At 54.8% G+C, this 23,231-nt stretch carries 17 protein-coding genes; 15 read left to right on the forward strand and 2 right to left on the reverse strand.

Translation table 11 applies throughout. The features are described from left to right. Position 1: 1 nt before the first annotated feature. From DNH61_RS01970 to DNH61_RS02010, 9 genes are all read left to right on the forward strand, one after another. Positions 2-1,087 carry an ABC transporter permease gene (locus tag DNH61_RS01970; protein WP_111145021.1) on the forward strand — a complete coding sequence of 362 codons (1,086 nt, stop codon included), beginning with the start codon at positions 2-4 and terminating at the stop codon, positions 1,085-1,087. 3 nt (positions 1,088-1,090) lie between these two features. Then, a complete protein-coding gene (locus tag DNH61_RS01975) occupies positions 1,091-2,056 on the forward strand; it encodes an ABC transporter permease (RefSeq protein ID WP_111145022.1) in 966 nt (321 codons plus the stop codon). A 187-nt stretch (positions 2,057-2,243) separates the two neighbouring features. Beyond that, complete coding sequence (locus tag DNH61_RS01980) at positions 2,244-3,515, forward strand: methyl-accepting chemotaxis protein (RefSeq protein WP_111145023.1); 1,272 nt, start codon at positions 2,244-2,246, stop codon at positions 3,513-3,515. A 900-nt stretch (positions 3,516-4,415) separates the two neighbouring features. Further along, complete coding sequence (locus tag DNH61_RS01985; RefSeq protein WP_111145024.1) at positions 4,416-5,105, forward strand: metal-dependent hydrolase; 690 nt, start codon at positions 4,416-4,418, stop codon at positions 5,103-5,105. Positions 5,106-5,246: 141 nt separating this feature from the next. Next, entirely contained in the window at positions 5,247-6,971 is a 1,725-nt protein-coding gene (locus tag DNH61_RS01990; RefSeq protein WP_111145025.1) for an ABC transporter ATP-binding protein, read from the forward strand. Then, positions 6,964-8,826 (forward strand): ABC transporter ATP-binding protein, encoded by a 1,863-nt coding sequence (locus tag DNH61_RS01995; RefSeq protein ID WP_425452196.1) that lies wholly within the window; start codon positions 6,964-6,966, stop codon positions 8,824-8,826. The genes DNH61_RS01990 and DNH61_RS01995 overlap by 8 nt, the downstream gene beginning before the upstream one ends. Positions 8,827-8,988: 162 nt before the next feature. Further along, positions 8,989-11,187, forward strand: coding sequence for a PAS domain-containing protein (locus tag DNH61_RS02000; protein ID WP_111145026.1), 2,199 nt, complete (start codon positions 8,989-8,991; stop codon positions 11,185-11,187). A gap of 196 nt (positions 11,188-11,383) precedes the next feature. Then, positions 11,384-11,824 (forward strand): MarR family winged helix-turn-helix transcriptional regulator, encoded by a 441-nt coding sequence (locus DNH61_RS02005; RefSeq protein ID WP_111145027.1) that lies wholly within the window; start codon positions 11,384-11,386, stop codon positions 11,822-11,824. A 20-nt stretch (positions 11,825-11,844) separates the two neighbouring features. Beyond that, positions 11,845-15,042: an MMPL family transporter gene (locus DNH61_RS02010; protein ID WP_111145028.1), complete on the forward strand. Its 3,198-nt coding sequence runs from the start codon at positions 11,845-11,847 to the stop codon at positions 15,040-15,042. 111 nt (positions 15,043-15,153) lie between these two features. Here DNH61_RS02010 and DNH61_RS02015 read toward each other — a convergent pair whose 3' ends face one another. Then, positions 15,154-15,993, reverse strand: coding sequence for a manganese catalase (locus tag DNH61_RS02015; protein WP_111145029.1), 840 nt, complete (start codon positions 15,991-15,993; stop codon positions 15,154-15,156). 225 nt (positions 15,994-16,218) lie between these two features. Between DNH61_RS02015 and pdaA the strand changes: the two genes are divergently transcribed. From pdaA to DNH61_RS02040, 5 genes are all read left to right on the forward strand, one after another. Further along, positions 16,219-16,968 (forward strand): delta-lactam-biosynthetic de-N-acetylase, encoded by a 750-nt coding sequence (pdaA, locus tag DNH61_RS02020; protein ID WP_245947858.1) that lies wholly within the window; start codon positions 16,219-16,221, stop codon positions 16,966-16,968. A 13-nt stretch (positions 16,969-16,981) separates the two neighbouring features. Next, a complete protein-coding gene (locus DNH61_RS02025; protein ID WP_111145030.1) occupies positions 16,982-17,443 on the forward strand; it encodes a divergent PAP2 family protein in 462 nt (153 codons plus the stop codon). A 251-nt stretch (positions 17,444-17,694) separates the two neighbouring features. Continuing rightward, on the forward strand, positions 17,695-18,546 hold the full coding sequence (locus tag DNH61_RS02030) for an SHOCT domain-containing protein (protein WP_111145031.1): 852 nt from the start codon (positions 17,695-17,697) through the stop codon (positions 18,544-18,546). 242 nt (positions 18,547-18,788) lie between these two features. Continuing rightward, positions 18,789-19,031 (forward strand): HPr family phosphocarrier protein, encoded by a 243-nt coding sequence (locus DNH61_RS02035; protein ID WP_111145032.1) that lies wholly within the window; start codon positions 18,789-18,791, stop codon positions 19,029-19,031. A gap of 242 nt (positions 19,032-19,273) precedes the next feature. Continuing rightward, positions 19,274-20,257, forward strand: coding sequence for an aldo/keto reductase (locus DNH61_RS02040; protein ID WP_111145033.1), 984 nt, complete (start codon positions 19,274-19,276; stop codon positions 20,255-20,257). 74 nt (positions 20,258-20,331) lie between these two features. Here the strand turns inward: DNH61_RS02040 and DNH61_RS02045 are convergent, their stop codons facing one another. Continuing rightward, a complete protein-coding gene (locus DNH61_RS02045) occupies positions 20,332-22,218 on the reverse strand; it encodes an LTA synthase family protein (RefSeq protein ID WP_111145034.1) in 1,887 nt (628 codons plus the stop codon). Between the two features lie 299 nt (positions 22,219-22,517). On the opposite strand from DNH61_RS02045, the gene DNH61_RS02055 reads away from it, so the two are divergent. Further along, positions 22,518-23,198 (forward strand): queuosine precursor transporter, encoded by a 681-nt coding sequence (locus tag DNH61_RS02055; protein WP_111145036.1) that lies wholly within the window; start codon positions 22,518-22,520, stop codon positions 23,196-23,198. Positions 23,199-23,231 lie beyond the last annotated feature (33 nt).

A 23,231-nucleotide genomic window follows, 5' to 3' on the forward strand; every position in this document is an offset into this window, starting at 1 on the left:
GATGGACAAATGGCGTAATATATTCAACCCTTCATCTGTCTTTGTGCCGCTGGGAGCGATTGTACTGGGGCTGCTATCGGGCGCAGTCATTATGCTGCTCGGGGGCTATAACCCGGTGGATGCTTATCAAGCGTTGTTTAGAAAGGTGTTCGGCAGCCCTTACGATATCGGGGAAACGATCCGGACGATTACACCGCTTCTCTTTACGGGTCTTGCTGTGGGGTTTACCTACCGAGCGGGCTTGTTTAACATCGGGGCGGACGGGCAGTACATTATGGGCATGACCGGTGCTGCCATTGTTGGCATCAAGCTGCAGCTGCCGTGGTTCATTCATGCGCCGCTTGCGGTTCTGGTAGGTGCTATCTTCGGCGGTTTGTGGGCGGCCCTTGTCGGCTATCTAAAGGCCAGCCGGGGGGTCAATGAGGTTATCTCCAGCATCATGCTGAACTGGATTGCGCTGTACCTGTCCAACTACCTGCTGAGGGCTTTGCTCCTTGAGCCAGGTCAGCAGCGGTCGTACTTCATTCATGAGTCGGCTTCCGTGTCCATTGGCTGGCTGTCCCGGGCACTTGAGAATGCCCGGATGGACTGGGGAATCTTCATTGGACTGATCGGCGCGATTGTCTTCTACTTCCTGCTCTGGCGGACGAAGCAGGGCTACGAGCTGCGGGCGGTCGGTCTTAACCCGGACGCAGCCAGATACGCGGGTATTAATATTAAGTCGTCTATCGTAAAATCGATGTTCATCGGAGGCGTGTTTGCGGGTCTTGGCGGTGTCTTTGAGGTGCTTGGGGTGTTCCATTATCAAGTTCTGTCCGCTGCTTCATCGGGCTATGGATTTGACGGCATCGCGGTGGCCCTGCTCGGCGGCAATCACCCGGTAGGCATCGTGTTTGCTTCCATATTGTTCGGGACATTGACGTACGGCTCAGCAGGCATGAACTTCTCGGCTGATGTACCGACAGAGATTGTGCGGATCGTAATTGGCGCGGTCATCTTCTTCGTCGCTTCCCATGGCATCATTCAGGGAATTGTGAAGCCGTTTATGGCCTCAAGACGCAAGCTGGACAAGAAGGGGGCGGCGTAGGTTATGGAAACATTACGCATATTGGGCGAGCTCGCCAATATTACGCTTGTCTTCTCGACGGCGCTTATCTTTGCCGCGCTCGGCGGTATTTTCAGTGAGCGGTCCGGTGTAATCAATATTGGGCTTGAAGGCCTTATGGTTGCCGGGGCATTCGCCGCGGCGATTGGTACGGCCTATGTGGAGGGAACCGGAGCATACGGGCTGGCGCCATGGGTCGGTGTGATTGCAGCCATGGTATTTGGTCTCGTCTTCTCGCTTCTCCATGCCGTAGCCACGGTCACCTTCAAGGCAAACCAGGCGATTATAGGCGTTGTTATCAATATTCTGGCGCTGGCCGTTACGGTCTATCTGGTCAAAGTGCTGTATGACGGAGCGGGTAAGACAGATACGCTGGAGGCGGTCTTCTCCAAGGTACCGATTCCTGGGCTTTCCCAGATTCCATTCCTGGGTGAAGCGCTGTTTAACGCTTACCCAACCACTTATATTGCTTATATCCTGGTGCCGATCAGCGCTTATCTGCTGTACAAGACTCCATTCGGGCTTCGTCTGCGCTCGGTGGGTGAGCATCCGGGTGCCTCGGATACCGTGGGCATCAACGTGAAGAAGTACCGTTACATCGGCGTCTTGATCAGCGGCGTATTGGCGGGTCTGGGCGGCGCGACAATTACGCTGACGACAACGAACGACTTCTCGCATAACACGATATCCGGCCAGGGCTTCATCGCCCTAGCGGCGGTTATCTTCGGCAGATGGCATCCTTATGGTGCTGCAGCAGCAGCTATCTTCTTCGGCTTCGCGCAGGCGGTCCGGAACTTCGCCACGCTGTTCGAATGGTCGCGTGACATCCCTACGGAATTCCTGTTTATGCTGCCTTATGTGCTTACGCTGCTAGTACTTGCAGGCGCGGCGGGCAGGGCGGTCAAAGGTCCGGCGGCAGCCGGCGAGCCTTACGATCCGGGCAAGCGTTAATGGTGTAGATAATTAGACAAAAAAAGTTAGAAGGCAGCGTCCAAATCGGGCGCTGCCTTCTAACTTTTTAATAGTAAAATGCCGATATAGATCTTACAGATATTGTTGACACCACGAGGTAGTTCTGTTTGTTGAAGAACCGCGACTTGGGCTACAGTGTCATCTAACTTGATCGGGGGAATCAGGCTTGGACCAGAAACAAGAGATTTTGAAGAAGCTGCTGTTGTATACACTTCGCATGTGCCTGCAGGGTTTAGTAATTGGTGCTGCGGCCGCACTAGTTCTGTGGCTGATTCAGGGGGTGCCTGTATTAAATACGACAAATATCTGGATGGTTGCTGTCGTGATGTTCGGAACGATGGTCTTCGGGCTTATGAATTTCTTAGCGTATGCAAAGCCCTTTGCCGAGATTAACACGTTTATCACGACAATCGCGGAAGGCGATCTTACGCGTGATATACAGCTCAACAAGCTTGCGGCTCTGCGCCGGTTCGGTGAGCCGATGAATGACATGCGCAAGTCGCTGCACGGGCTGGTATCCCAAGTGACTGAGGCCGCGGTTCATGTGAACGGTTCGATTAAGGAGCTGCAGGAGCATAATGAGAAGACGCGCCGGGATTACGAAGCGATTCTGAAGCACATGCAGGAGATATCGGTATCGGCAGAAGTGCAGTCCCGCTCGGCAGCGGAAAGTGCCAAGGCAGTGGACGAGATGGCAGCTGGCGTGACGCGGATCTCCAATTCCTCAAGCTCTGTAGGGGAATCGCTGAGCAGCACCTCCACGGAGGCCAGCCGCACGCGCGAGGAGATGGCGGCGATGAATGAGCAGATGCAGAAGGTGAAAGGGTCATTTGGCGCTCTTGCACATACTTCGGAGTCGTTCATCAAGCGCAGTGAGGAGATGAACCAGTTCATCAGTGCCATCACTGCCATTTCGCAGCAGACGAATATGCTGGCTCTTAATGCGGGAATTGAAGCGGCCCGCGCGGGTGACCAGGGAAGAGGCTTTGCAGTAGTAGCAGGCGAGGTGCGTAAGCTGGCAGGACAAGCTACGGAGGCAGCGAACAGCATGCAGGAGCTGATCGCCAGCATTCAGGAGAATTCTGCCCGTTCCCAGATGGCTGTTCAGGCTTCCCAGCAAGAGGTGGAGGGCGGTCTGCAGGCGCTCGGCCGGACGGAAGCAGCCATGCACCGCATTCTGAATGATGTGGAGCAGATTCATAAGCAGATGCAGGAGATCTCCTCTGTCAGCGAGGACGTGGCAGCCGGCAGTGAGGAAGTGGCTGCGACGGTTGATGAGGTGGCACACTCGGCAGGACAGTCAAGCCAGAGTGTCAAGGAGGTTCTGCAGCTGACAGATGAAGTTAACGGAGCCATGAACCGGATTGCGGAGTCGGGCGAGCAGCTGGGCCGGATGAGCGGCAAGCTGAACAGCCTAATGGAGCGATTCCGTCTGTAGACTGCAGGAACGTGGTTAGCGAGAATAAGCTGAAATAAGAGTCCCGGCGGGTGCTGCTTTGATTGGCAGTGCTGCCGGGACTCTTTTAGTTTAAAGGAAAAGTGTAAATTCTGGGGTCACCGGTGAGGACTGGCAAGAAGATCCGGCCTGTCGTAATCCGGGAAGTGGAGAAGTTCCGTTAATGTGATCCAAGGAACGGATTTGAGCGGATGGTATGCGACGGATGCCACGAGAAGAGGCGTATGCCATTTCGGTGTAAAGGCCAAATTTGCAGAATGTACCCCTGTAAGGAGAACGAGGGATGGCAGGATGCATCCCGGTATTAAGACGCGGGTTCGGCGGAAACAAGTTATGGTCTCCTTCCACTGTAAAGGGGGAGCGGACTTCACGAATAGAGCAATCCGCGCATAGGATTCCTCCGGTTTGGCACCATTCAAATCTAACAGAACACAGCGACCTTATTTCGGTTAATAGGGGCCGCCTCAGCGGGTAACGGAACTCAGCGCTGCTATTGGGTCCATTTCAAGGGGATCTTTACTAATAGGGGGGCATTAAAGCCTCTGAGTTCCGTTACCATTCAAAAATGACTCTAATTCACTGGATAAGGCTTCTCAGTTCCGTAAAGGCCTGCATAGGCCTGTCTGCATGAAGCTGATATATACGTATACCGCAATTGACGAGTTGAGGATAGCCGGCTAAGCGGCTGGAATCAAACGAGTTAGTGACCTATTAGGGCAGTTGCAACGATGAAAGAATCTCCTGCTTCATGCAGTTCAGGGATTCTTTTGTTATTCCCAGAGGGATTGCTTTCACAAGCCATCAGGCAAGGGTTACCGCTTACATGCCCGAATTGTGTATAATAGTTGGTGTGAAGAATACCGATTAGGAGGGAGCCGAATTATGAAGATTACATTTCTCGGGCACAGCTGCGTTCTGCTGGAATCAGAGAAGCACAAGATTCTTATCGACCCTTTCATTACTGGTAATCCGGTGGCGACCCTATCAGCGGATGAGCTGAAGGTCGACTACGTTCTGCTTACACATGGCCATGGGGACCATGTCGGCGATGCGTTTGATATTGCGAAGCGTTCGGATGCGCTTATCATTGCACCGAATGAGCTGGCGGTATATGCCGGCTGGCAGGGCTGCCGCGCCCACCCGATGCATATCGGCGGAGCACGAATGTTTGATTTCGGCCGTGTGAAGCTCACGCCTGCGCTGCATGGCTCGGGATACGAGGTGCCTGGCAAGCAGGAAATCGTGTATATGGGCATGCCAGCCGGTTTTCTGCTGAATATTGAGGGGCTAACGATCTATCATGCTGGCGATACGGCATTATTCAGCGATCTGAAGCTGATTGGTGAGATGAATGCCATTGATCTGGCTTTTCTTCCGATTGGCGATAATTTTACGATGGGGCCCGAAGATGCACTTGTTGCGGCCGGATGGCTTAGACCGAAGCGTGTCGTGCCGGTTCACTACAATACTTTTCCGCTGGTGGAGCAGGACGGCCACGCCTTCGTACGCGCGCTCTCCAGCCACAAGATTGAAGGTATCGCTATGGAGCCGGGTGACAGCATAACGCTCTAGAGAGCAAAGTCTGTTGTACGGACTCTTTATAACGAGCCGAAGGGCATCCCGGATGAGGGGTGCCTCTTTGCTTCATGCTGCAGGCCTGTTCGTCTACAGGATCCGGGGGTAATTAGTTTTTATAAGACAGGAGGGTATCGGATGCGGCATGTGCTTACCTATTTGAAACCATACCGGGCTGCTGCGGCTGCTGCCTTGCTGCTGATGCTAGTTGAGCTGGTTGTAGAGCTGTGGCACCCGCTGCTGATGGCTCGTGTGATCAATGAAGGCATTCTGCAGAGGGATTCGACGGCTGTACTTCAAATCGGGGGTGTGATGGCAGGAATCGCCCTGATCGGCTTTGTGTCGGGTATTATCAACTCTTACCTGGCAGCCCACGTCAGTCAGAATATGGGGTTCGATATCCGTAAAGCGATGTTCATTCGTGTACAGCGCATGTCCTATGCGGTCTATAACCGGTTTGCGGAATCGTCTCTGATTACCCGGATGACCGGCGATGTCACGCAGATTCAGAATGTGGTCTTCATGGGGCTTCGGATCATGATGCGGGCCCCGCTCCTGATGATCGGCGGACTGGTCATGGCACTGTCGGTGAACCTGCGGCTCGGCCTTATACTGGTCGTGGTTACGCCTGTGCTGTTCGGGCTGCTGATCTGGATGATGAACAAGAGCTTCAAGCTGTTCCGGCTGGTTCAAGACAGACTGGACAAGACCAACGGCATCCTGCGGGAGAATCTTCTGGGCATGAGGCTGATCCGCACCTTGGTACGTTCGAGTTATGAGACAGCCCGCTTCACGGAGGTTAGTGATGATCTTCGGCACCAGACATCCAGAGCTCTCCGGCTGATCGAGCTGGTCGTACCGGTGATGCTGCTTGTCATGAATCTGAGTATCCTTCTGATTCTGTGGCTGGGCAGCTTCGAAGTTGCGGCAGGCGGCGCCAATGTAGGGGAGATTGTAGCTATAATCAACTACGCAACCCGCATAACCGGCGCGTTCTCCGTCGTTTCCTTCATCATGAGCGGCTTGTCTCGTGCCCGCGCATCGGGCGGCAGGATCGCAGAGGTGCTGAAGGCAGATGGGGATGAGCCGGTCAGCGGCAATCGCGAAAGCGCTTCAACTACAGGAGCGGCAGAGATAGAATTCGACGGGGTTACCTTCCGCTATCCCGGCTTGTCTGCACCGGCGCTGCACCAAGTATCCTTCCGGATTAAGCCGGGAAGCATGGCGGCCATTCTGGGGGCGACGGGCTCCGGTAAATCGACGATGTTTCAAATGCTGCCGCGGCTCTATGAGCCCGAAGCGGGGGCGGTCCGCCTGGACGGTACGGATCTAAGGGAGTGGCGTACAGAAGAACTGCGGAATCAGATCGGGTATGTGCCGCAGGAGGTCATGCTCGTCTCGGGCACGGTGCGCGAGAACCTGCTTTGGGGCAGGCAGGATGCAGCTGCCGAGGAGGTGGTCCAGGCAGCGCAGGATGCTCAGATCCATGAGACGATCATGCGGCTGCCTGATCAATATGACACGGTTATCGGACAGAAGGGAGTTAATCTGTCGGGTGGTCAAAAGCAGCGGCTGTCAGTCGCACGGGCGCTGCTGCGCAAACCTAGGGCTCTGCTACTGGATGACAGCACGAGCGCTCTGGATGTCAGGACGGAAGCGAAGCTGCTGGAGGCGCTGAAGAGCTATACTTGTACGATCATGATTGTTACACAGAAGATCAGCACCGCGATAAAGGCGGATACCATAATTCTCATGGAGGACGGCCGGGTGCAGGACCAGGGCAGTCATCAGGAGCTCATGGAGCGTTCGGCGCTGTACCGCAGCATCGTCAGCTCACAGCAGGAGGAGGCGAGCCATGGCTAAGACAGCGAACCGGAGCCGCGGGGCTGCCCCGTTAACAGCCGGCAGAATGAACGCGGCCGCAGCACCAGGGAAACAGCCGTCTGAACCGGCAGGCAGGAAGAAGATCAGACCCAAGGACGGATGGGGTACGATCGTGAAGATCGGGGCCTACCTAGGGAAGCACCGTGCGCTGCTTGTCATGATTATCGTCATGACCGTGTTTAGCTCAATCCTTGGTTTAATGGGTCCTTATCTGCTCGGCTGGGCCATTGACCATTATTTTGTCCCTGGCGACTATGCCGGCCTAGCCGGGTTAATTATGCTGCTGGGCGCCTTTTACCTGCTTCAGAGCCTAGCCGCCTGGCTGCAGAATTACTGGATGATCGGTGTGGCACAGGAAGCGGTATCGACCATGCGCAAGGATCTCTTCCGTCAGCTGCACCGGCTGCCAGTCAGTTATTATGTCAAGCGCCAGCATGGCGACATGATGAGCCGGGTAACCCACGATATCGAGAATGTCAGCCAGACCCTGAACACGTCTGTTATCCAGCTGCTGTCAAGCCTGCTGACCTTCACGGGCATGCTCGGGCTGATGCTCTGGCTGAGTCCGCTGCTGACGGTTATCACGCTGACCATCATTCCTGGAATGGTGCTCGGTATGAAGTGGATTACTGCCCGGACAGGCAAGTATTTCAAGGAGCAGCAGCGCGACCTGGGACAGCTGAACGGTTTTGTGGAGGAGTCGTTGTCAGCCCATCGCATTGTGAAGAGCTTCTCGATGGAAGAGCGGATGATTGAGGCATTCGTGGAGCGAAGCGGCCGCCTTAAGGTTTCGGGCTATTGGGCGCAGACCTATACAGGCTTCATACCGAAGCTGATGAACATGCTGAATAACGTCAGCTTTGCCATTATCGCAGGGGCGGGCGGCCTGCTCGCCATCAATGGTCTTGTCAGTGTGGGTATCCTTGTAACCTTTGCGGAGTATGCGCGCCAGTTCACCAGACCCCTTAACGATCTCGCTAACCAGTTCAACACCTTCTTGTCCGCCATTGCAGGCGCAGAGCGTGTGTTTGCCGTGCTGGAGGAGGACGGGGAGGAGCGGGATGAACGCAATGCTGGAGAGATCCGGAACATACAGGGCGATGTAGTTCTGGAAAATGTCTCTTTTGCCTACGAGAAGGGCGGTCAGACGATTAGGGATGTAACAATCCATGCCCGACCAGGTGAGACGGTGGCCTTGGTTGGACCGACGGGAGCGGGGAAAACGACGATCTTCCAGCTGCTTTCCCGGTTCTATGATCCGGATGAAGGCGAAATCCGGATAGACGGCCGTCCGACCGGAACTATGACAAGAAGCAGCCTCCGCCGGCAGATGGGCTTCGTGCTGCAGGATGTATTCCTGTTCGAGGGCACCATTCGGGACAACATCCGCTACGGCAGGCTGGATGCAACGGACAGGGATGTAGAGCGGGCGGCAAGGGATGCCAACGCCCACAGCTTTATTATCAAGCTGCCACATGGCTATGACACGATGCTTCAGGCTGATGGGGCCGGCATCAGCCAGGGCCAGAAGCAGCTGCTGTCCATAGCCCGTACGCTGCTTGCCGATCCGTCCATCCTGCTGCTCGATGAGGCGACAAGCAGCATTGATACGGTGACGGAAGTCCGGATTCAGGAAGCGCTCACCCGCTTGATGAAGGGAAGAACGAGCTTCGTAATCGCCCACCGCCTGAACACAATCCGCCAAGCGGACCGGATCATTGTGCTTGACCAGGGCCGAGTCATCGAACAGGGCAGCCATGCCGAGCTCATGGAGCAGGAGGGCTTCTACTATGAGCTGAACAAGGGTTTGCGTGAACATGCAGCTCAGCCATAACAGGTATCATTGCAGCAATAGGACTTATTCCGACAACCTGCGGCCGTAATTTGGATAAGTTTGTAAGAAAAAAGTAAAAAATCTCTTTACGTTGGAAAGGTAAATGATGGATAATGGGGGCGGTGATGGTTTTTAAATGCGGAAGTAGGAGGCTTAAAGCAGATGCCGGATTATGATCAAGAGCAGAGTCATTTTCCTGTGAGGGCGGCAATGGACCGGCTGTCTGACGGTTTTATGGCGATGGACCGGTCCTGGAGGCTGGTGTACATTAATCCGGCGGCGAGCAGACTGTTGGAACGTGAACCGGAAGAGATGATCGGAAGAGTCGTCTGGGATGTGGTTCCCTCTCATCTTCATTCGCAGTTCTATGAGGTGTTTAATCGCTCCATGCGGGATCAGACGGCCATGGTTCTGGAATACAAAGACCGTTATATGGAGCATTGGTATCAATTTCACCTTTATCCCGGGCAGGACGGCTTGTCTGTATTCTTCCATGACATTACCGTAATGAAACGCTTGGCGCAGGGGGCGGAGCAGTACTTCAGCACGCTGTTTGATCAGCACCCGTACGGCGTTTGTGCGCTGAATACGGAGTGGGAGCTGCAGCGGGTCAATCAATCGTTTGCCAGCATGACCGGCTATGAGCCGTCTGAACTTATCGGACATAAGCTGGGACGGTTCCTGCCCATACCGGATGGGTATCCAACAGGCGATTCTGCACGTACGGCGGCAGGGGAAGAAATCCAGCATTATCCGACTATCGTGCGGAAAGACGGAAGCGCTGCCAACCTGGAATGCTCATTCCTTCCTGTTATAGTCGGGGCTGATATTGTCGCTTACTTCGGCATTTGCAAGGACATCACTGACCGCATCATGACGGAGAAGCGGCTCGAAGAGAGTGAACAGCGGTACAAATCCTTATCAGAGAATGCTCATGATGTTGTATTGTACCTGAGTCCGGATAGTATCGTGGAATACGTATCCCCTTCCGTAAGCAGGCTGCTCGGATATGAACAAGCGGACTGGGTAGGCCGTCATACCCGGGATATTGTAAAGGATATTGCAGTGTCAGAGGGCCCAAGGAGAACCGCCCAGTGCGGTGCCTCAGCGCATGGTACGGCCGTCTATCAGATCAAGCACAGACATGGCGATATTCTCTGGTGTGAGATCACTTACAAGCGGATATGGAACGAGCAGGGAGAGCTCGTACGGACGGTAGCGGTATGCCGGGATATTTCGGCACGGAGGCAGGCGGAGGAGGAGCTGCGGCGGAGCAAGGATAACTTTGTTCTCGCCCAGCAGATTGCGGGTCTCGGCCATTTTGAGTGGTATCTGGCCAGCGGCCACCGGGAATGGTCGGACGAGACTTACCGGATATTTGGTTATACCAGAGAACAGTTTGCCGATGCAGCGGAAGCATCACGCCGTATTATCCATCCCGAGGATCTTGATATGATGGAGGGAATGAAGGAACGGCTCCTCAGCCGGCTTTCGGGTGACCGCCGGCTGTCCGAGAAGCTCGAATACGAGTTTCGGATCCGGCATGGCAGCGGTGAGACCCGGACAATCTATGCGATTGCCCGGCTTCTGGATGATGAAGACGGGCGTTTCGTGAGGATATTCGGCACCGTGCGCGACATAACCGGCCATAAGCAGACAGAGGAGCTGCTGCGCAAATCCGAGAAGTTGAAGATGGCTGGACAGCTGGCGGCAGGCATTGCGCATGAAATCCGTAACCCCCTGACCTCGCTCAAGGGCTTCTCCAAGCTTCAGCGCCATGCAACCGGAGAACAGGCAGACCGTTACTATCAAATTATGGAGACAGAGTTTACACGAATTGAAATGATACTGGATGAGCTGCTTGTTCTGGCCAAGCCCAATGCAGCCTGTTATAAAGTGTGGGACGTAAAGCTGCTGGCTGGCGAGGTGGCCGAGCTGCTGAGCAGCCAGGCCATTCTTAATAACGTCATAATCCAGATGGAGACGGGGCCTGATCCCTGTCTGGTGAACTGCGACAAGAACCAGCTCAAGCAGGTCTTCATGAATGTGATCAAGAATGCGATCGAAGCCATGCCGGGAGGCGGGCTGCTGATGGTGACAACAACCGTCCTGCGGGAGCATGTGCTGGTGAAGGTAACCGACAGCGGTGCAGGCATTCCGATGGAGAAGATGGCCCGGCTTGGCGAGCCCTTCTACACAACGAAGGAGAAGGGTACGGGGCTTGGCCTGATGGTCAGTCTTAAGATCATTGAAGAGCATCACGGGAGAATGGAGTTTGACAGCAGTCCGGGCCGAGGCACAACCGTCTCCATCCGGCTGCCAGCCTATCAGGAAGAGACTGCATTCCAGCAGCCGTCGTGAACAGCGTAGAAGGCCGGACAAGGAGGATGCCTTGTCCGGCTGTTTTGCTGCCCTGGAAGGTTGACCGGGACCGCAAGGACAGGCGGTTGATTTCTCTATTGACGGACAAATAGTCCCTTTGATATAGTTCTATTATTGAATAGTTTTACCGTGTAATTGTTTTATCTATAAACCATATTCTGGAAAGGAGTACAGCATGGACAAACAACTGCTTGCCTCAATTATTGGCCGTTATGAAGAGGTTTCGTTCACCGTCAACCGGCGGCTTAATGCGCTGATCCGCAGAGGCATGGGCGAGGAGCTGACACTGGATCAGTATTCGACGATCCGCTACATCCGCAAACGCGGCCGGTGCACATCAAGTGAACTGGCGGATATTTTCTGTGTAGGCAAGAGCTCTATTACCGCGATCATTACCCGCCTCTCTGACAAGAAGATGATCGAGCGTGTTCAGGATGACAAGGACCGCAGGGTCACCTACCTTTCCCTGACAGCTGAGGGGGAACGCACCGCTGATGAGATTGAGGAGAGAATTCAAGAGCTGCTCACGGGTTATATCAGTCATTTTGACAACGAAGAGGCCATACGTTTTATCGAGACCTATGAGAAGCTGGGCCGATTGCTGCTGGATAATTAAAGGGGGATAGGGAGAGAGAGATGAGAACCATTCTGAAAATGCGCTGGCTGGTGCTGATTCTGTGGCTGGCCGCTGCGGTTGGGTTAATGCTGGCTGCTCCTAATATGGAGGAGCTGGTCAGAACGAAGGGACAGATCACCGTTCCGGACGGTTATTCGTCGTCCAATGCTTCTGAGCTGCTGAAGGAGCTGGAGAGCTCAAGCGGAAGCGGCGAGGGCGGCGAGGAGGCTAAGCGGACATCGTCAGCTGTGCTGGTGTTCCATAATAAAGAGGGCCTCTCGGCTGCAGATCTGGAAGAGATCAAGCAGGGCCTTGCCGATTTGGAAGCGCAGGGCGGGAAGACGGGCATTACGGGTGTCACTTCGCATTTTGAGAATGCGGAGCTTAAGAGTCAGATGGTATCCGAGGATGGCACCACGATATTGACGCTGGTTGACCTTGACTTTGGTGACCGCTCGGCTTCGGAAATGAAAGAGGGCCTGTATGAGGCAGCCTCGGCGTTCAGTGTGGAGCATTACTTCACCGGTGATTGGCTGATCGGCGAGGATGTTGTGGAGAGTTCGCAGGAAGGATTGAAGAAGACGGAAGGCATTACTGTAGTCTTCATACTTATTATTCTGTTTGTCGTATTCCGCTCGGTCATTGCGCCGTTCATCCCGCTGCTGGCCGTTGGCTTCAGCTATATTACGTCGCAATCGGTCGTGGCATTCCTGGTTGAGTATGCGGATTTCCCGCTGTCGAACTTCACCCAGATCTTCATGGTAGCGGTGCTGTTCGGTATCGGAACGGATTATTGTATACTGCTGATCAGCCGCTTCAAGGAAGAACTCGCTCATACGGGCGACAAGACAGAAGCAATTGTGAATACCTATAGAACGGCAGGCAGAACGGTATTCTTCTCGGGCCTGGCTGTACTGGTGGGCTTCGTATCCATCGGCTTCTCGACCTTTGCCTTGTACCGCTCTGCGGTAGCAGTAGCTGTTGGCGTGTCCGTCATGCTGATTGCCTTGGTAACGCTGGTGCCCGTGTTCATGTCGCTTCTCGGCAAGGCTATATTCTGGCCGGCGAAGGGATCGCTTGAGCACAAGCAGAGCGGCCTGTGGGGGGCTGTCGGCAGCTTCTCGCTGAAGCGCCCGGTGTGGACGCTGCTTATACTGGCGGTTGTGATGGTGCCGTTCCTGGTAGCGTATAAGGGCACACCGTCCTTTAATTCCCTTGACGAGATCGGAGAGCGTTATGATTCGGTCAAAGGCTTCAACCTGATTGCAGACGGCTTCGGCCCTGGCGATTCGATGCCTTCCACGGTGGCGCTTCAATCGGAGAAGCCGCTTGATACGGCCGCAGGGCTTGCTGCTGTTGAGAAGATTACGAGAGAGCTGTCTCAGGTTGATGGCGTGAAGTCTGTACGCAGCGCAACGCGTCCAACCGGGGAGCCGATCGAGGATCTGCAGGTAACTGAACAGATCGGCACGCTTGGCAGCGGAATTGGTGAGACGGAGGATGGCCTGGGCCAAATCAGCAGCGGGCTGTCGGAAGCAAGCAAGGCACTTAGTGACAATGCGCCCCAGCTGGAAGAAGCAGTAGATGGTGCAGGCCAGCTCGTCGAGGGCACGAATCAGCTGAAGAGCGGGGTGCAGCAGCTTGGTGACGGTCTGAGACAGATTGAGAAAGGCCTGCGCGACGGCTCGACTGGAGCCGGGGAGCTGAAGGCGGGACTCGAGCAGGCGAAGACAAGCGCCGAGCAGCTAAGTGCGGCAAGCCAGCAGCTGCTGACCAACTACAAGCAGATGGGAGAGGGGCTTAACCAGCTCTCCACGGCTTATAACGACGTGGCAGCCAGCCAGCAGGGGCTTGTTGAAGGACTTGCTGGAGTAGGCCAGGGCTTGAGCGGCCTGGCACAGAAATATCCGGAGCTTCAGCAGGACCCGGACTTCCTGCAGACGCAGGGAGCGGTGACACAGCTGCAGACGGGAGCCGAGAAGCTGGGCGAAGGTCTTGCGCAGCTGAACACGCAGCTTGCCGGTGTTGCTGGCGGCCTTGGGCAGGCCAATGCAGGCCTTGAGCAGGCGGCTGGCGGCCAATCGGCACTTGCTGAAGGCTTGGCGGCCATTGCCAAGGGTATTGGCGACCTGCAGGCTGGCATTGAACAGGCCGCTGGCGGCCAGAGCCAGATTGTCGGCAAGCTGCCAGAACTGACGGAGGGCTTCGACCAGCTGGCTGCCGGACAGAAGGAGCTTCAGAGCGGCTTCTCCGATTTGACGGGCCAGCTCGGCGAGCTGACGAGCGGACTTGATCAGAGCGTGGACGGATTGAATAAGGTAACAGACGGCTTGAAATCCGCCCAGGGCTACCTTGATGATTTGTTAGCAGCGCCTGATAAGCAGCTGACCGGCTGGTACCTGCCGGAAGAGGCGCTGAACAGCGAAGACTTCCAAACGGCGCTTGACGTATACATGTCGGAGGACCGGCAGACGGTGAAATTCGAAGTCATCTTCGAGGGCAATCCGTATGAAGTGGAGACTCTTAAGCAGATTCCGGAGCTGGAGGCGGCTGTTGCACGCGCGCTGAAGGGCACGGATTATGCGGATGCGGCGTATGCCGTTAGCGGCGTAACGAGCATAAACAATGACCTGCGGAATATCTCGGCAGAGGATTACTCGCGTACAATGGTTCTGATGCTGGTCGGCATCACGCTGATTCTGATCATTCTGTTCCGTTCGCTGGTTATGCCGATCTATCTGGTGCTGTCGCTGCTGTTGACGTATTATACAGCGATGGGCATCGCCGAGGTGATCTTCGTACAGATTATGGGCCTCACCGGCATCAGCTGGGCGGTTCCGTTCTTCGGCTTCGTTATGCTGATGGCGCTCGGCATTGACTACAGTATCTTCCTGATGGATCGGTTCAAGGAATACCGCCATCTGGATCCGAAGGAAGGCATTCTGCTTGCGATGAAGAACATGGGCACGGTCATTATGTCCGCCGCGCTGATTCTGGGCGGTACATTCGCGGCGATGCTGCCGTCAGGAGTCATGTCGCTCCTGCAGATCGCTACCATCGTCTTGTGCGGACTGTTCCTGTACGCGCTTGTCATGCTGCCGCTGTTCATTCCGGTTATGGTGCGGACGTTCGGTGAGGCCAACTGGTGGCCATACATGAAGCGTTCCGATCAGCCGAAGGACAGCAGCTACAGCGACCGCCGGGACATTCATTCTTAATAGTACAAGGCAGAACAGGGGCTCTTGTTAAGTCATAACGACTTAGCAAGAGCCCCTTCTTATTGAACGATCTCCTAACGCCCTTTGGCGGGACTGTATAGGGCTGGGGCTCTAGTGGTTCACGAGAACCGGCTGCATACCCGGCGTAGAATGGACGAACGGCGGAGCCGGGTTCAGCTTTGGCGCTTGTCCGCGGGCAACGGGGTGTGCAACGTACTGGAATGTACCCTGTCCGTCCATGCTTGGACCGGAGGCCCAGCGCCCTGTGCTGCTCTCATCCCCTTCAGAGAAGTTCATGAACTGGTAGGATACTTCCTCGACTTCGAGATTTTGCGGGAAGGAGGAAGGCACGGTGGCCTTCTGCTGCTGCTCGATCTCCTCGATGGCCGCCATCCACTGGTTCTGGTGCATCGTATCGCGGGCGATCAGGAAGGAGAGCATGTCCCGCACGCCGCGGTCTGTCGTTTCCTCATACAGGCGGACCACCTGCAGCCGTCCTTGGGACTCGGCATTCAGGTTGGCGCGGAAATCCGCCAACAGGTTGCCGCTTGCAATCGTATACCGGGCGTTCCAGGGATAGCCGACGCTGTCGGTTGGCGTGGCTCCGAGACCTGAGACGATTACATGCTGCGGATTCATGCCGCCGAGGACAGCGCCGATCACGGGGTTGGCTGCCGCCTGTTCGACCTGGTCGACCGGTGCGCCCTCCAGCAGCTGGGCGATCATGGTGGCAATCATCTCGACATGTCCGATTTCCTCAGTTCCGATATCGAGCAGCATGTCACGGTATTTGGCTTCAGCCCGGCAGTTCCAGCCTTGAAACAAATACTGCAGCATAACCGTCATCTCGCCAAACTGTCCACCGAGTATTTCCTGCAGCTTCTTGGCATAAACCGGGTCGGGACGGTCAGGCTTGGCTGTATGCTGCAGCTCCTTCACATGGAAAAACATCGTTCTACTCCTCCTTGTGTGCCCTTCCGGGCACTTTCATCTACAGTTGTAAGATGCACCACCGCAAGGAAGTTATTCCTGCAAGGCCATAAATTCCAATAGACAGCGATATGGCAGGCGCGGCATAATTTTGCCCCCGAAGGGCAAATTATCCCTGCATGCGATTGAATTGGAGGTGCACGTGCAGTGCTTATACACAAGAAACTGGCAGCCTTGATGGTCATCATGCTGACCTTATGGGGACTCCCATTGACGGCGGCAGATGCTTCCGCGGCTGACAGCCCCTTTCATTTTGGCTTCAAGAAAAGCCGCAACGGCCAGCCAGCCTCCATTGACCAGGAGGGCTTTAAGGACATTCTGGCCCGTCATGGGGCAGTATTTACGGGTGATAAGAACGAGAAGGTGCTCTATCTGACCTTCGATAACGGCTATGAGAACGGCTATACGCCACCAATTCTGGATGTGCTGAAGGAGAAGAAGGTGCCGGCGGCATTTTTCGTAACGGGGCATTATGTGAACGACCAGCAGGAGCTGCTGAAGCGGATGGTGCGGGAAGGACACATCATCGGCAACCATTCATGGAGTCACCCGGACATGACGCAGGTGCCTGACGGGAAGATCAGGGAAGAGCTGGCGAGGGTGAAGCAGCGTGTTGCCGAGATAACCGGACAACGTGAAATGAAGTATCTTCGCCCGCCGCGCGGCATCTTCAGCGACCGAACCCTTGGTGTCAGCAAGGCGGAGGGCTACACGAACGTATTCTGGTCAATTGCTTATATGGATTGGGATACCAAGAAGCAGAAGGGTGCGGATTATGCGTATCGCAGCGTAACGGCGCAGCTTCATCCGGGGGCTGTTATTCTGCTGCATTCCGTATCGCGGGATAATGCGGAGGCACTTGGCAGAATCATCGATGAAGCCCGGCGGCAAGGCTATGAGTTCAAGAGCCTGGACGATTTGAAGATCGGCTCATAAGGAGGAGACAGGCTTGAATAGAGCACTTATAACGGCTCTGACAGCAATTGGGGCAGCGCAAGTCCTTAAGGTGCCTATGCAGTACAGGGTTAACGGGCAGTGGAATTGGGGAAAATCGGTCGGCTCAGGCGGCATGCCAAGCTCGCATTCGAGCGGAGTTGCGGCATTAGCCACCTATATAGGAATACGGAATGGAATAAAGTCGCCCGCTTTTGCCCTGGCTTCGATGCTGGGAACCATCGTGATGTATGACGCAATGAATCTCCGCCGGCACACCGGTGAAATTGCCATTCAGGTCAACGATCTGGATGCGCACGTTGAGACGCTGGCTGGCCAGGACCCTGGATTGTATCATGACCGGCGGAAGGAAAGGCTGGAGGAGAGCATCGGCCATCAGCCGGAGGAAGTGCTCGCCGGTGCCCTGCTCGGTGCAGCCATCGGCGCCGCTGGCGCTTTGACTGCTCCAAGACATTGACTGACTTTGACCGTTATCGCAGATGACTGACATGAACCGGCTAAGCGCGGCAGCAAGCAGCGACTGGCCGGTTTTGTGTGCTTCAGAAATATGAGGCTGGAGGATAATGGGTATAGTAACCAGAGTTTCTGCCAACATTAAGGAAACGCTCAGTTTCGTTTAAAGGTTCGTTAATGTGCGATGGATAAGATAGGTATGCAGCCGGCCGGAGCTGCCAGAGAAATTACCAAGAGAGAGTGAGGCGTGTATACATGAAGAAGAAACAACGATGGGCAGTTGGCGTATTAGCATTGACAATTACTGTTGGCGGGGGTGTGCTGCTCAATCAGCAGGCATACGCAGGAGCGGCGATCCAGACAGGTACCCAGGCGGAAGCATCTGCTGCAGCGGCGGCAGATGCTGGCAAGACAGGCAGAGGCGGATTCCATAAAGGCTCCTGGTTCGCAGGGTCCGAGGAGATTGCCGGGCTGCTTGGCATGACCACGGATGAACTTAAGGAGGCGTTAAAATCCGGGTCCACGCTGGCTGAGCTGGCAGCGGACAAGGGCGTTGACGTTCAGAAGCTGACCGATGCTATAGCGGCCAAGCTGACAGCCCGGCTGGATGAGAAGCTGAGCGCTGGCTCCATTACGCAGGAGGAGTATGATTCACGCAAAGCGGAGATCACAGAGAAGGCCGGACAGATCGTAAGCGGTGAGATCAACATGAAGAGCGGCCGGAAGATGGGCGGTTTCTTCGGTGCCTCCGAGGAAGTGGCTGGACTGCTGGGCCTAACTCAGGATGAGCTGAAGGAAGCGGTGAAGTCAGGCAAGACGCTGGCTGATCTGGCTGCTGAGAAGAATGTGGACACTCAGAAGCTGGCAGACCTGATCATTAGCGAGCTGACTGCCAAGCTGGACGAGCAGCTGGCAGCCGGCAGACTGACACAGGAGCAGTATGACGAGCGGAAGGCGGAGCTTGCCGAGCAGGCGGCTGCGATTATCAGCGGCGAGCTTAAACCGCACGGCGGTCATGGCGGCAAGGGCAAGCATGGCGGACGGGGCTCCGTGAAGTCCGGTACGGTGAGCAGCGTGGCATCTGCAGCTGCCGGGCAGGAAGCATAACCCTAGCACGCTGACCATTAGGATTTGAACCAGGGTTGGTAACCGGGCTTAAGCAGCTCGGGGGCCAGCCCTTCTTGCTATTAAGCGGGAGGCTGCAGGCCCGAAACTTGATGCATAAACCGTCACGTAGATTGTTAAGTTAAGATAGGTACACGAACGAAACCTCAATTTACAAAGGTATGACTTTCCATTGTAATCGGTTTCAATTATAATAGGAGGAGTAAATCAAGGGAGGTGCAAATATGGGAGCCATCGACACGAAAACAATCGTAGAAATTAACCGTACAGCAACGCAGTTCAGCTCCAGTATCGTTCTTCGCGTAGGCGATCGGGTCATCGACGTCAAGAGCATTCTTGGCCTTAGCGTCTCCCTTGTAACTGGGCAAGCCTACAAGCTGGACATTCATGGTCCGGATGAAGAGGAAGCGAAGGCTGCAATGGCAGAAGTGTTTGCCAAGAATGGTCTGCAGGCGGAACTGAACTAATCATTGCCTTATGAGAGGCCAGCGCTGGGTTGGCGGATAGAAGCTTTGGTTAGCGCCGTAGTGCGCATGCTCGGAAGCCTAATGAAACCAAGTTCCTGCTAGCATCAGCTGTCTTAACAAACCGTGTCGGCCCGTTCAATAGTGAACGGGCCGACCGGCGTTCAGGAGCTGATGCTTACCGGTTATCCGCGGATCGGATCCTAACGTAGATCATAATGTACAACTTGAAAGGATGGATGAAGATGAGATACAGACCACTCGGCAGCAGCGGGATGTCCGTGAGCGAGATCAGCTTTGGCACGTGGGCAATCGGAGGCTCATGGGGACAGACAAGCGACGAAGCTTCCCTGGAGGCTCTTGCGCGGGCTATGGACGCAGGCGTCAACTTCTTTGATACAGCGGATGTATATGGTGACGGGCACAGCGAGGAGCTGCTCGCTAAAGCGACCAAGGGCAGGGAAGACCAGATACATATCGCAACCAAGTTCTGCCGGGCAGCGGATATTCACAGCCGGGAGGCCTACCGTTACGAGTCGGTAAGCGCGTTCTGTGAGGCCAGTCTGCGCAGACTCGGCCGGGAGCGGATTGACCTGTACCAGATACACTGTCCGCCGACTGACATCCTGCGGGACGGTGAGGTTTTCCATGTACTGGACAGGCTCCGTCAGGAAGGGAAAATCCGTGAATACGGGGTTAGCGTGGAGACGGTGGAGGAAGGCCTTATCAGCCTTCAATATCCGAATGTCCGGGCGCTCCAGGTTATCTATAATCTGTTCCGCCAGCTGCCGGGGGACGAGCTGTTCCCGAAGGCGCATGAGCAGGGTGTTGGCATTCTGGTCCGACTCCCGCTTGCCAGCGGGCTCCTGACGGGCAAATTTACCGAGCAGTCGACATTTGCCCCGGATGACCACCGCAGCTTCAACCGCAACGGGGAGAGCTTTAATGTCGGAGAGACTTTCGCCGGACTTCCGTTCGAGAAGGGAGTAGCGCTCAGCAGCCAGCTTTCCTGGATTGCCGACGGCCGTTCCAATATGGCTGGAGCTGCACTGCGCTGGATTCTGGATAATCCGCATATCACTTGTGTCATCCCGGGCTTCAAGAACACATCACAGGTAGAAGCTAATCTGGAAGCGGCTGATGTGCCGTCCTTCACGGAGGGAGAGCTGGAGAAGCTGAGGCAGTTTTATAAGGATGAGGTAAAAGAATATATTCGCGGACCGTACTAAACTGGCGGCATAGCATTGGCAACAAAATAAAGGAGCTGCATCAGGCTGAAATGCCTGATACAGCTCCTTGTGTATTATTCGGCGGGCTTCTTGTCGGGCAGCTGCAGGACGTAGCTGTCGGATAAGTGAAGCAGCTCCAGGGCGCGGTTGTATTCGTCCTCGGTCACCGATCCGGCGCTGTCCTCATCTCCGGACAAGGAGTACTGCGTGCCATCCTCGTATCCTTCACCCGGCATGAACAGCGAATGGCTGCTTACAAGCGAGCCGGAGGGCAGATAGTAGCGCTGCGGCAAAATATTGTTCTGATGATTAAGGATGTCCTGGCCGAAGTGTATATGATCACTCAGTGATATGCCCATCAGATTGGCAATCGTCGGCAGCAGATCAGACTGTCCGCCCAGCTGGTCGAATACGGCCGGCTCTGTAACCCCTTCGCCGATAACCATCAGAGGAATGTTGATCATATCGGTATAGCCGTATTCACGTCCGTGAATTTCCGCCATCAGGGCCTTCTCTTCTTTGTTGAGAGAATAGATGGGCAGGCCGAGGTGGTCGCCATAGATGACGATCAGACTGTCCTCCCAGATGCCGCTTTCCTTCAAATCATCAATGAATTTACCGAGCATCCGGTCGGCATAATTCTGGGAACGGATATAATCGCCTACGAATGTCTCCTTATAGCGATCAGGCAGTGTAATTTGATCCTTCTCAAGCGGGATCGTGAACGGATGATGGGCCGTCATGGAGATGACCTGACTGTAGAACGGCTGTTCAGAAGCGTGCATGCGCTTCAGCTCCTCGGCCGTCTTCTTATACAGCACTTCATCCGATGCGCCGAAGAAAATAACATCCTCTTCGCCGAAGAATTCGGCATCATAATAACGGTCAAAGCCAAGCGAGCTGTACAGCTCGCCGCGGTTCCAGAACTCAACCACGTTCGTGTGGAAGGTTGCGGTGTCGTAGCCTTCCGCCTGCAGCAGCTTCGGCAGGCTTGGGAGTGCTTTATCCACATACATCATCGTAGCCGCACCGCGCGGCGGGATGTAATAAGATGTATTAACGACAAACTCGGCATCCGAGGTATTGCCTTGACCGACCTGCTGATAGAAGTGAGGGAAGTAGAAGCCCTCGTGAGCCAGCTTGTTCATGGTTGGCGTTACTTCCTGCCCTTCAACCTTAAGGTCGATCAGGAAGTTCTGGAAGGACTCCATCTGGATGATAATCAGGTTCTTGCCCTTGGCCGCTCCATTATACTTGGCATCCTCCGGAGCAACAGGCTCAATTCCTTTGAGCTCATTAATTGCTTCCTGAGTGATGAGCGATTGATCAACGGGATCAACCTTCTCGCTGGAGAAGATTGTATAAGCTTCATAATTGAGAATGCCCATCTCACCGGCCTTGACGCGCTCATTCATGCTCGCGCGGTTCGGGAGAATATTCATCAGACATACAACGATCATTAGCGTGAAGATGGACAGGAGCATCCCCCGTCTGCTGCTGCGCTGGTTAAGCTGCTTCCAGGATTCTGCCTTGCGCTGGCGGAAGAAGACGTAGGCGAACAGCAGAATATCGGTGAAGATGAACAGGAAGTAAGGGTCAAGCAGCGAGAAGACGCTGTTCTTGACGGCCGTTACCTGGTTCACCTGCTGCAAGGCGTGATAGGTAACAATAACACCATAATATTTGTAGTACATAATGACGGCGAAGAATATACCGGTTAACAGCAGATTGACAACCAGATAGATGACCATCTTGCGCTTGGATGCAAAATACTCAATCAGGCAGAAGAGCGCAATAATGAAAGGGATTTCGGAAATAAGCGGCGCCATGCCGGGTGAATGTTCAAAAATGACAAACCAGGCCAGATAACTTTTAATCAATAGAATAAGTAGAAATACGAGTTGGGGCTTCGCGCCTAGCGCAGTGTACGCCTTGGAGAGCCAAGGAGTCCTCACGTGCATGCACCTTCCTTTACCAGAGGAAACAGGCCGGAAACGGCTGCTGCCGCACCTGCCTTGATCCTGTAATTGATGGCCGGCGCTGCCGGCTGTATATATGAATAAGATGTAAAGAATATAGGAACAGAATCTATTATGCTCCCGCAGCGGAAGAATGTCAAAGGCAGGAAATTTCTGTATGCAAAAATAAGATGGCGCACGAGAACCCCCGGTGGTATACTTTGGGAAGCTTGCCGCGTCCAAACGCTGGCGGGCCGCGGTTCGTAACCATCCCGCGTTATCAAAACTAAGGAGTCATGCGTATGTTTAACGAATTTTGGGGCGTGCTGTTCATAGCCGTCAACTTCCTGCTGTTCCTGGCCTGCTACAGGCTGTTTGGGCGGACGGGGCTCTTTGCATGGATCGGATTTGCCACCGTGCTGGCCAACATTCAGGTTGTGAAGACAGTTGAGATCGGCGGCTTGATGATGACGCTCGGCAACACGATCTATGCCAGCATCTATCTGACGACTGACCTTCTCAATGAGAAGTATGGACCGAAGCAGGCCAGGAAGGCAGTCTGGTTCGGGTTCTTCACGCTGCTGGCTTCAACGGTCATCATGCAGATGGTGCTTAAGTTCGACCCGCATCCCGACGATTTTGCCCACGAGCCTCTGGTGGCCATATTCGACCTGCTTCCGCTGATTGCGATTGGCAGCTTGTGCGCGTATCTGGTCAGCCAGTTCCTGGACGTCAGGCTGTTCAACTGGCTCAAGCGGCTGTTTCCATCGGACGGGCAGCTGTGGATTCGGACCAATGGCAGCACGGCCATCAGCCAGCTGGTCGACACGCTGGTGTTCTGCACCATTGCGTTCGCTTGGGAATATGAATTTAACCTGTGGCTGCAGATTTTCCTGACGACGTACATATTCAAGTTTATCGTGTCGGTCTCCTCAACCCCGGTGCTGTATATCGCCAAGCGGCTGAAGGTTTCCGACGAATGATCTTTTACCCGGTTTACCGCGCAAAGAACCGCC

It is taken from the genome of Paenibacillus sambharensis (assembly GCF_003233845.1).
Lineage (GTDB): Bacteria > Bacillota > Bacilli > Paenibacillales > Paenibacillaceae > Paenibacillus_I > Paenibacillus_I sambharensis.

Excerpts from the sequence above, each read along its gene's own strand:
- DNH61_RS01970 (WP_111145021.1), top strand. The coding sequence starts at position 2 with ATGGACAAATGGCGTAATATATTCAACCCTTCATCTGTCTTTGTGCCG.
- DNH61_RS01975 (WP_111145022.1), top strand. The coding sequence starts at position 1,091 with ATGGAAACATTACGCATATTGGGCGAGCTCGCCAATATTACGCTTGTC.
- DNH61_RS01985 (WP_111145024.1), top strand. The coding sequence starts at position 4,416 with ATGAAGATTACATTTCTCGGGCACAGCTGCGTTCTGCTGGAATCAGAG.
- DNH61_RS01990 (WP_111145025.1), top strand. The coding sequence starts at position 5,247 with ATGCGGCATGTGCTTACCTATTTGAAACCATACCGGGCTGCTGCGGCT.
- DNH61_RS01995 (WP_425452196.1), top strand. The coding sequence starts at position 6,964 with ATGGCTAAGACAGCGAACCGGAGCCGCGGGGCTGCCCCGTTAACAGCC.
- DNH61_RS02000 (WP_111145026.1), top strand. The coding sequence starts at position 8,989 with ATGCCGGATTATGATCAAGAGCAGAGTCATTTTCCTGTGAGGGCGGCA.
- DNH61_RS02005 (WP_111145027.1), top strand. The coding sequence starts at position 11,384 with ATGGACAAACAACTGCTTGCCTCAATTATTGGCCGTTATGAAGAGGTT.
- DNH61_RS02010 (WP_111145028.1), top strand. The coding sequence starts at position 11,845 with ATGAGAACCATTCTGAAAATGCGCTGGCTGGTGCTGATTCTGTGGCTG.
- DNH61_RS02015 (WP_111145029.1), bottom strand. The coding sequence starts at position 15,993 with ATGTTTTTCCATGTGAAGGAGCTGCAGCATACAGCCAAGCCTGACCGT.
- pdaA (WP_245947858.1), top strand. The coding sequence starts at position 16,219 with ATGCTGACCTTATGGGGACTCCCATTGACGGCGGCAGATGCTTCCGCG.
- DNH61_RS02030 (WP_111145031.1), top strand. The coding sequence starts at position 17,695 with ATGAAGAAGAAACAACGATGGGCAGTTGGCGTATTAGCATTGACAATT.
- DNH61_RS02035 (WP_111145032.1), top strand. The coding sequence starts at position 18,789 with ATGGGAGCCATCGACACGAAAACAATCGTAGAAATTAACCGTACAGCA.
- DNH61_RS02040 (WP_111145033.1), top strand. The coding sequence starts at position 19,274 with ATGAGATACAGACCACTCGGCAGCAGCGGGATGTCCGTGAGCGAGATC.
- DNH61_RS02045 (WP_111145034.1), bottom strand. The coding sequence starts at position 22,218 with ATGCACGTGAGGACTCCTTGGCTCTCCAAGGCGTACACTGCGCTAGGC.
- DNH61_RS02055 (WP_111145036.1), top strand. The coding sequence starts at position 22,518 with ATGTTTAACGAATTTTGGGGCGTGCTGTTCATAGCCGTCAACTTCCTG.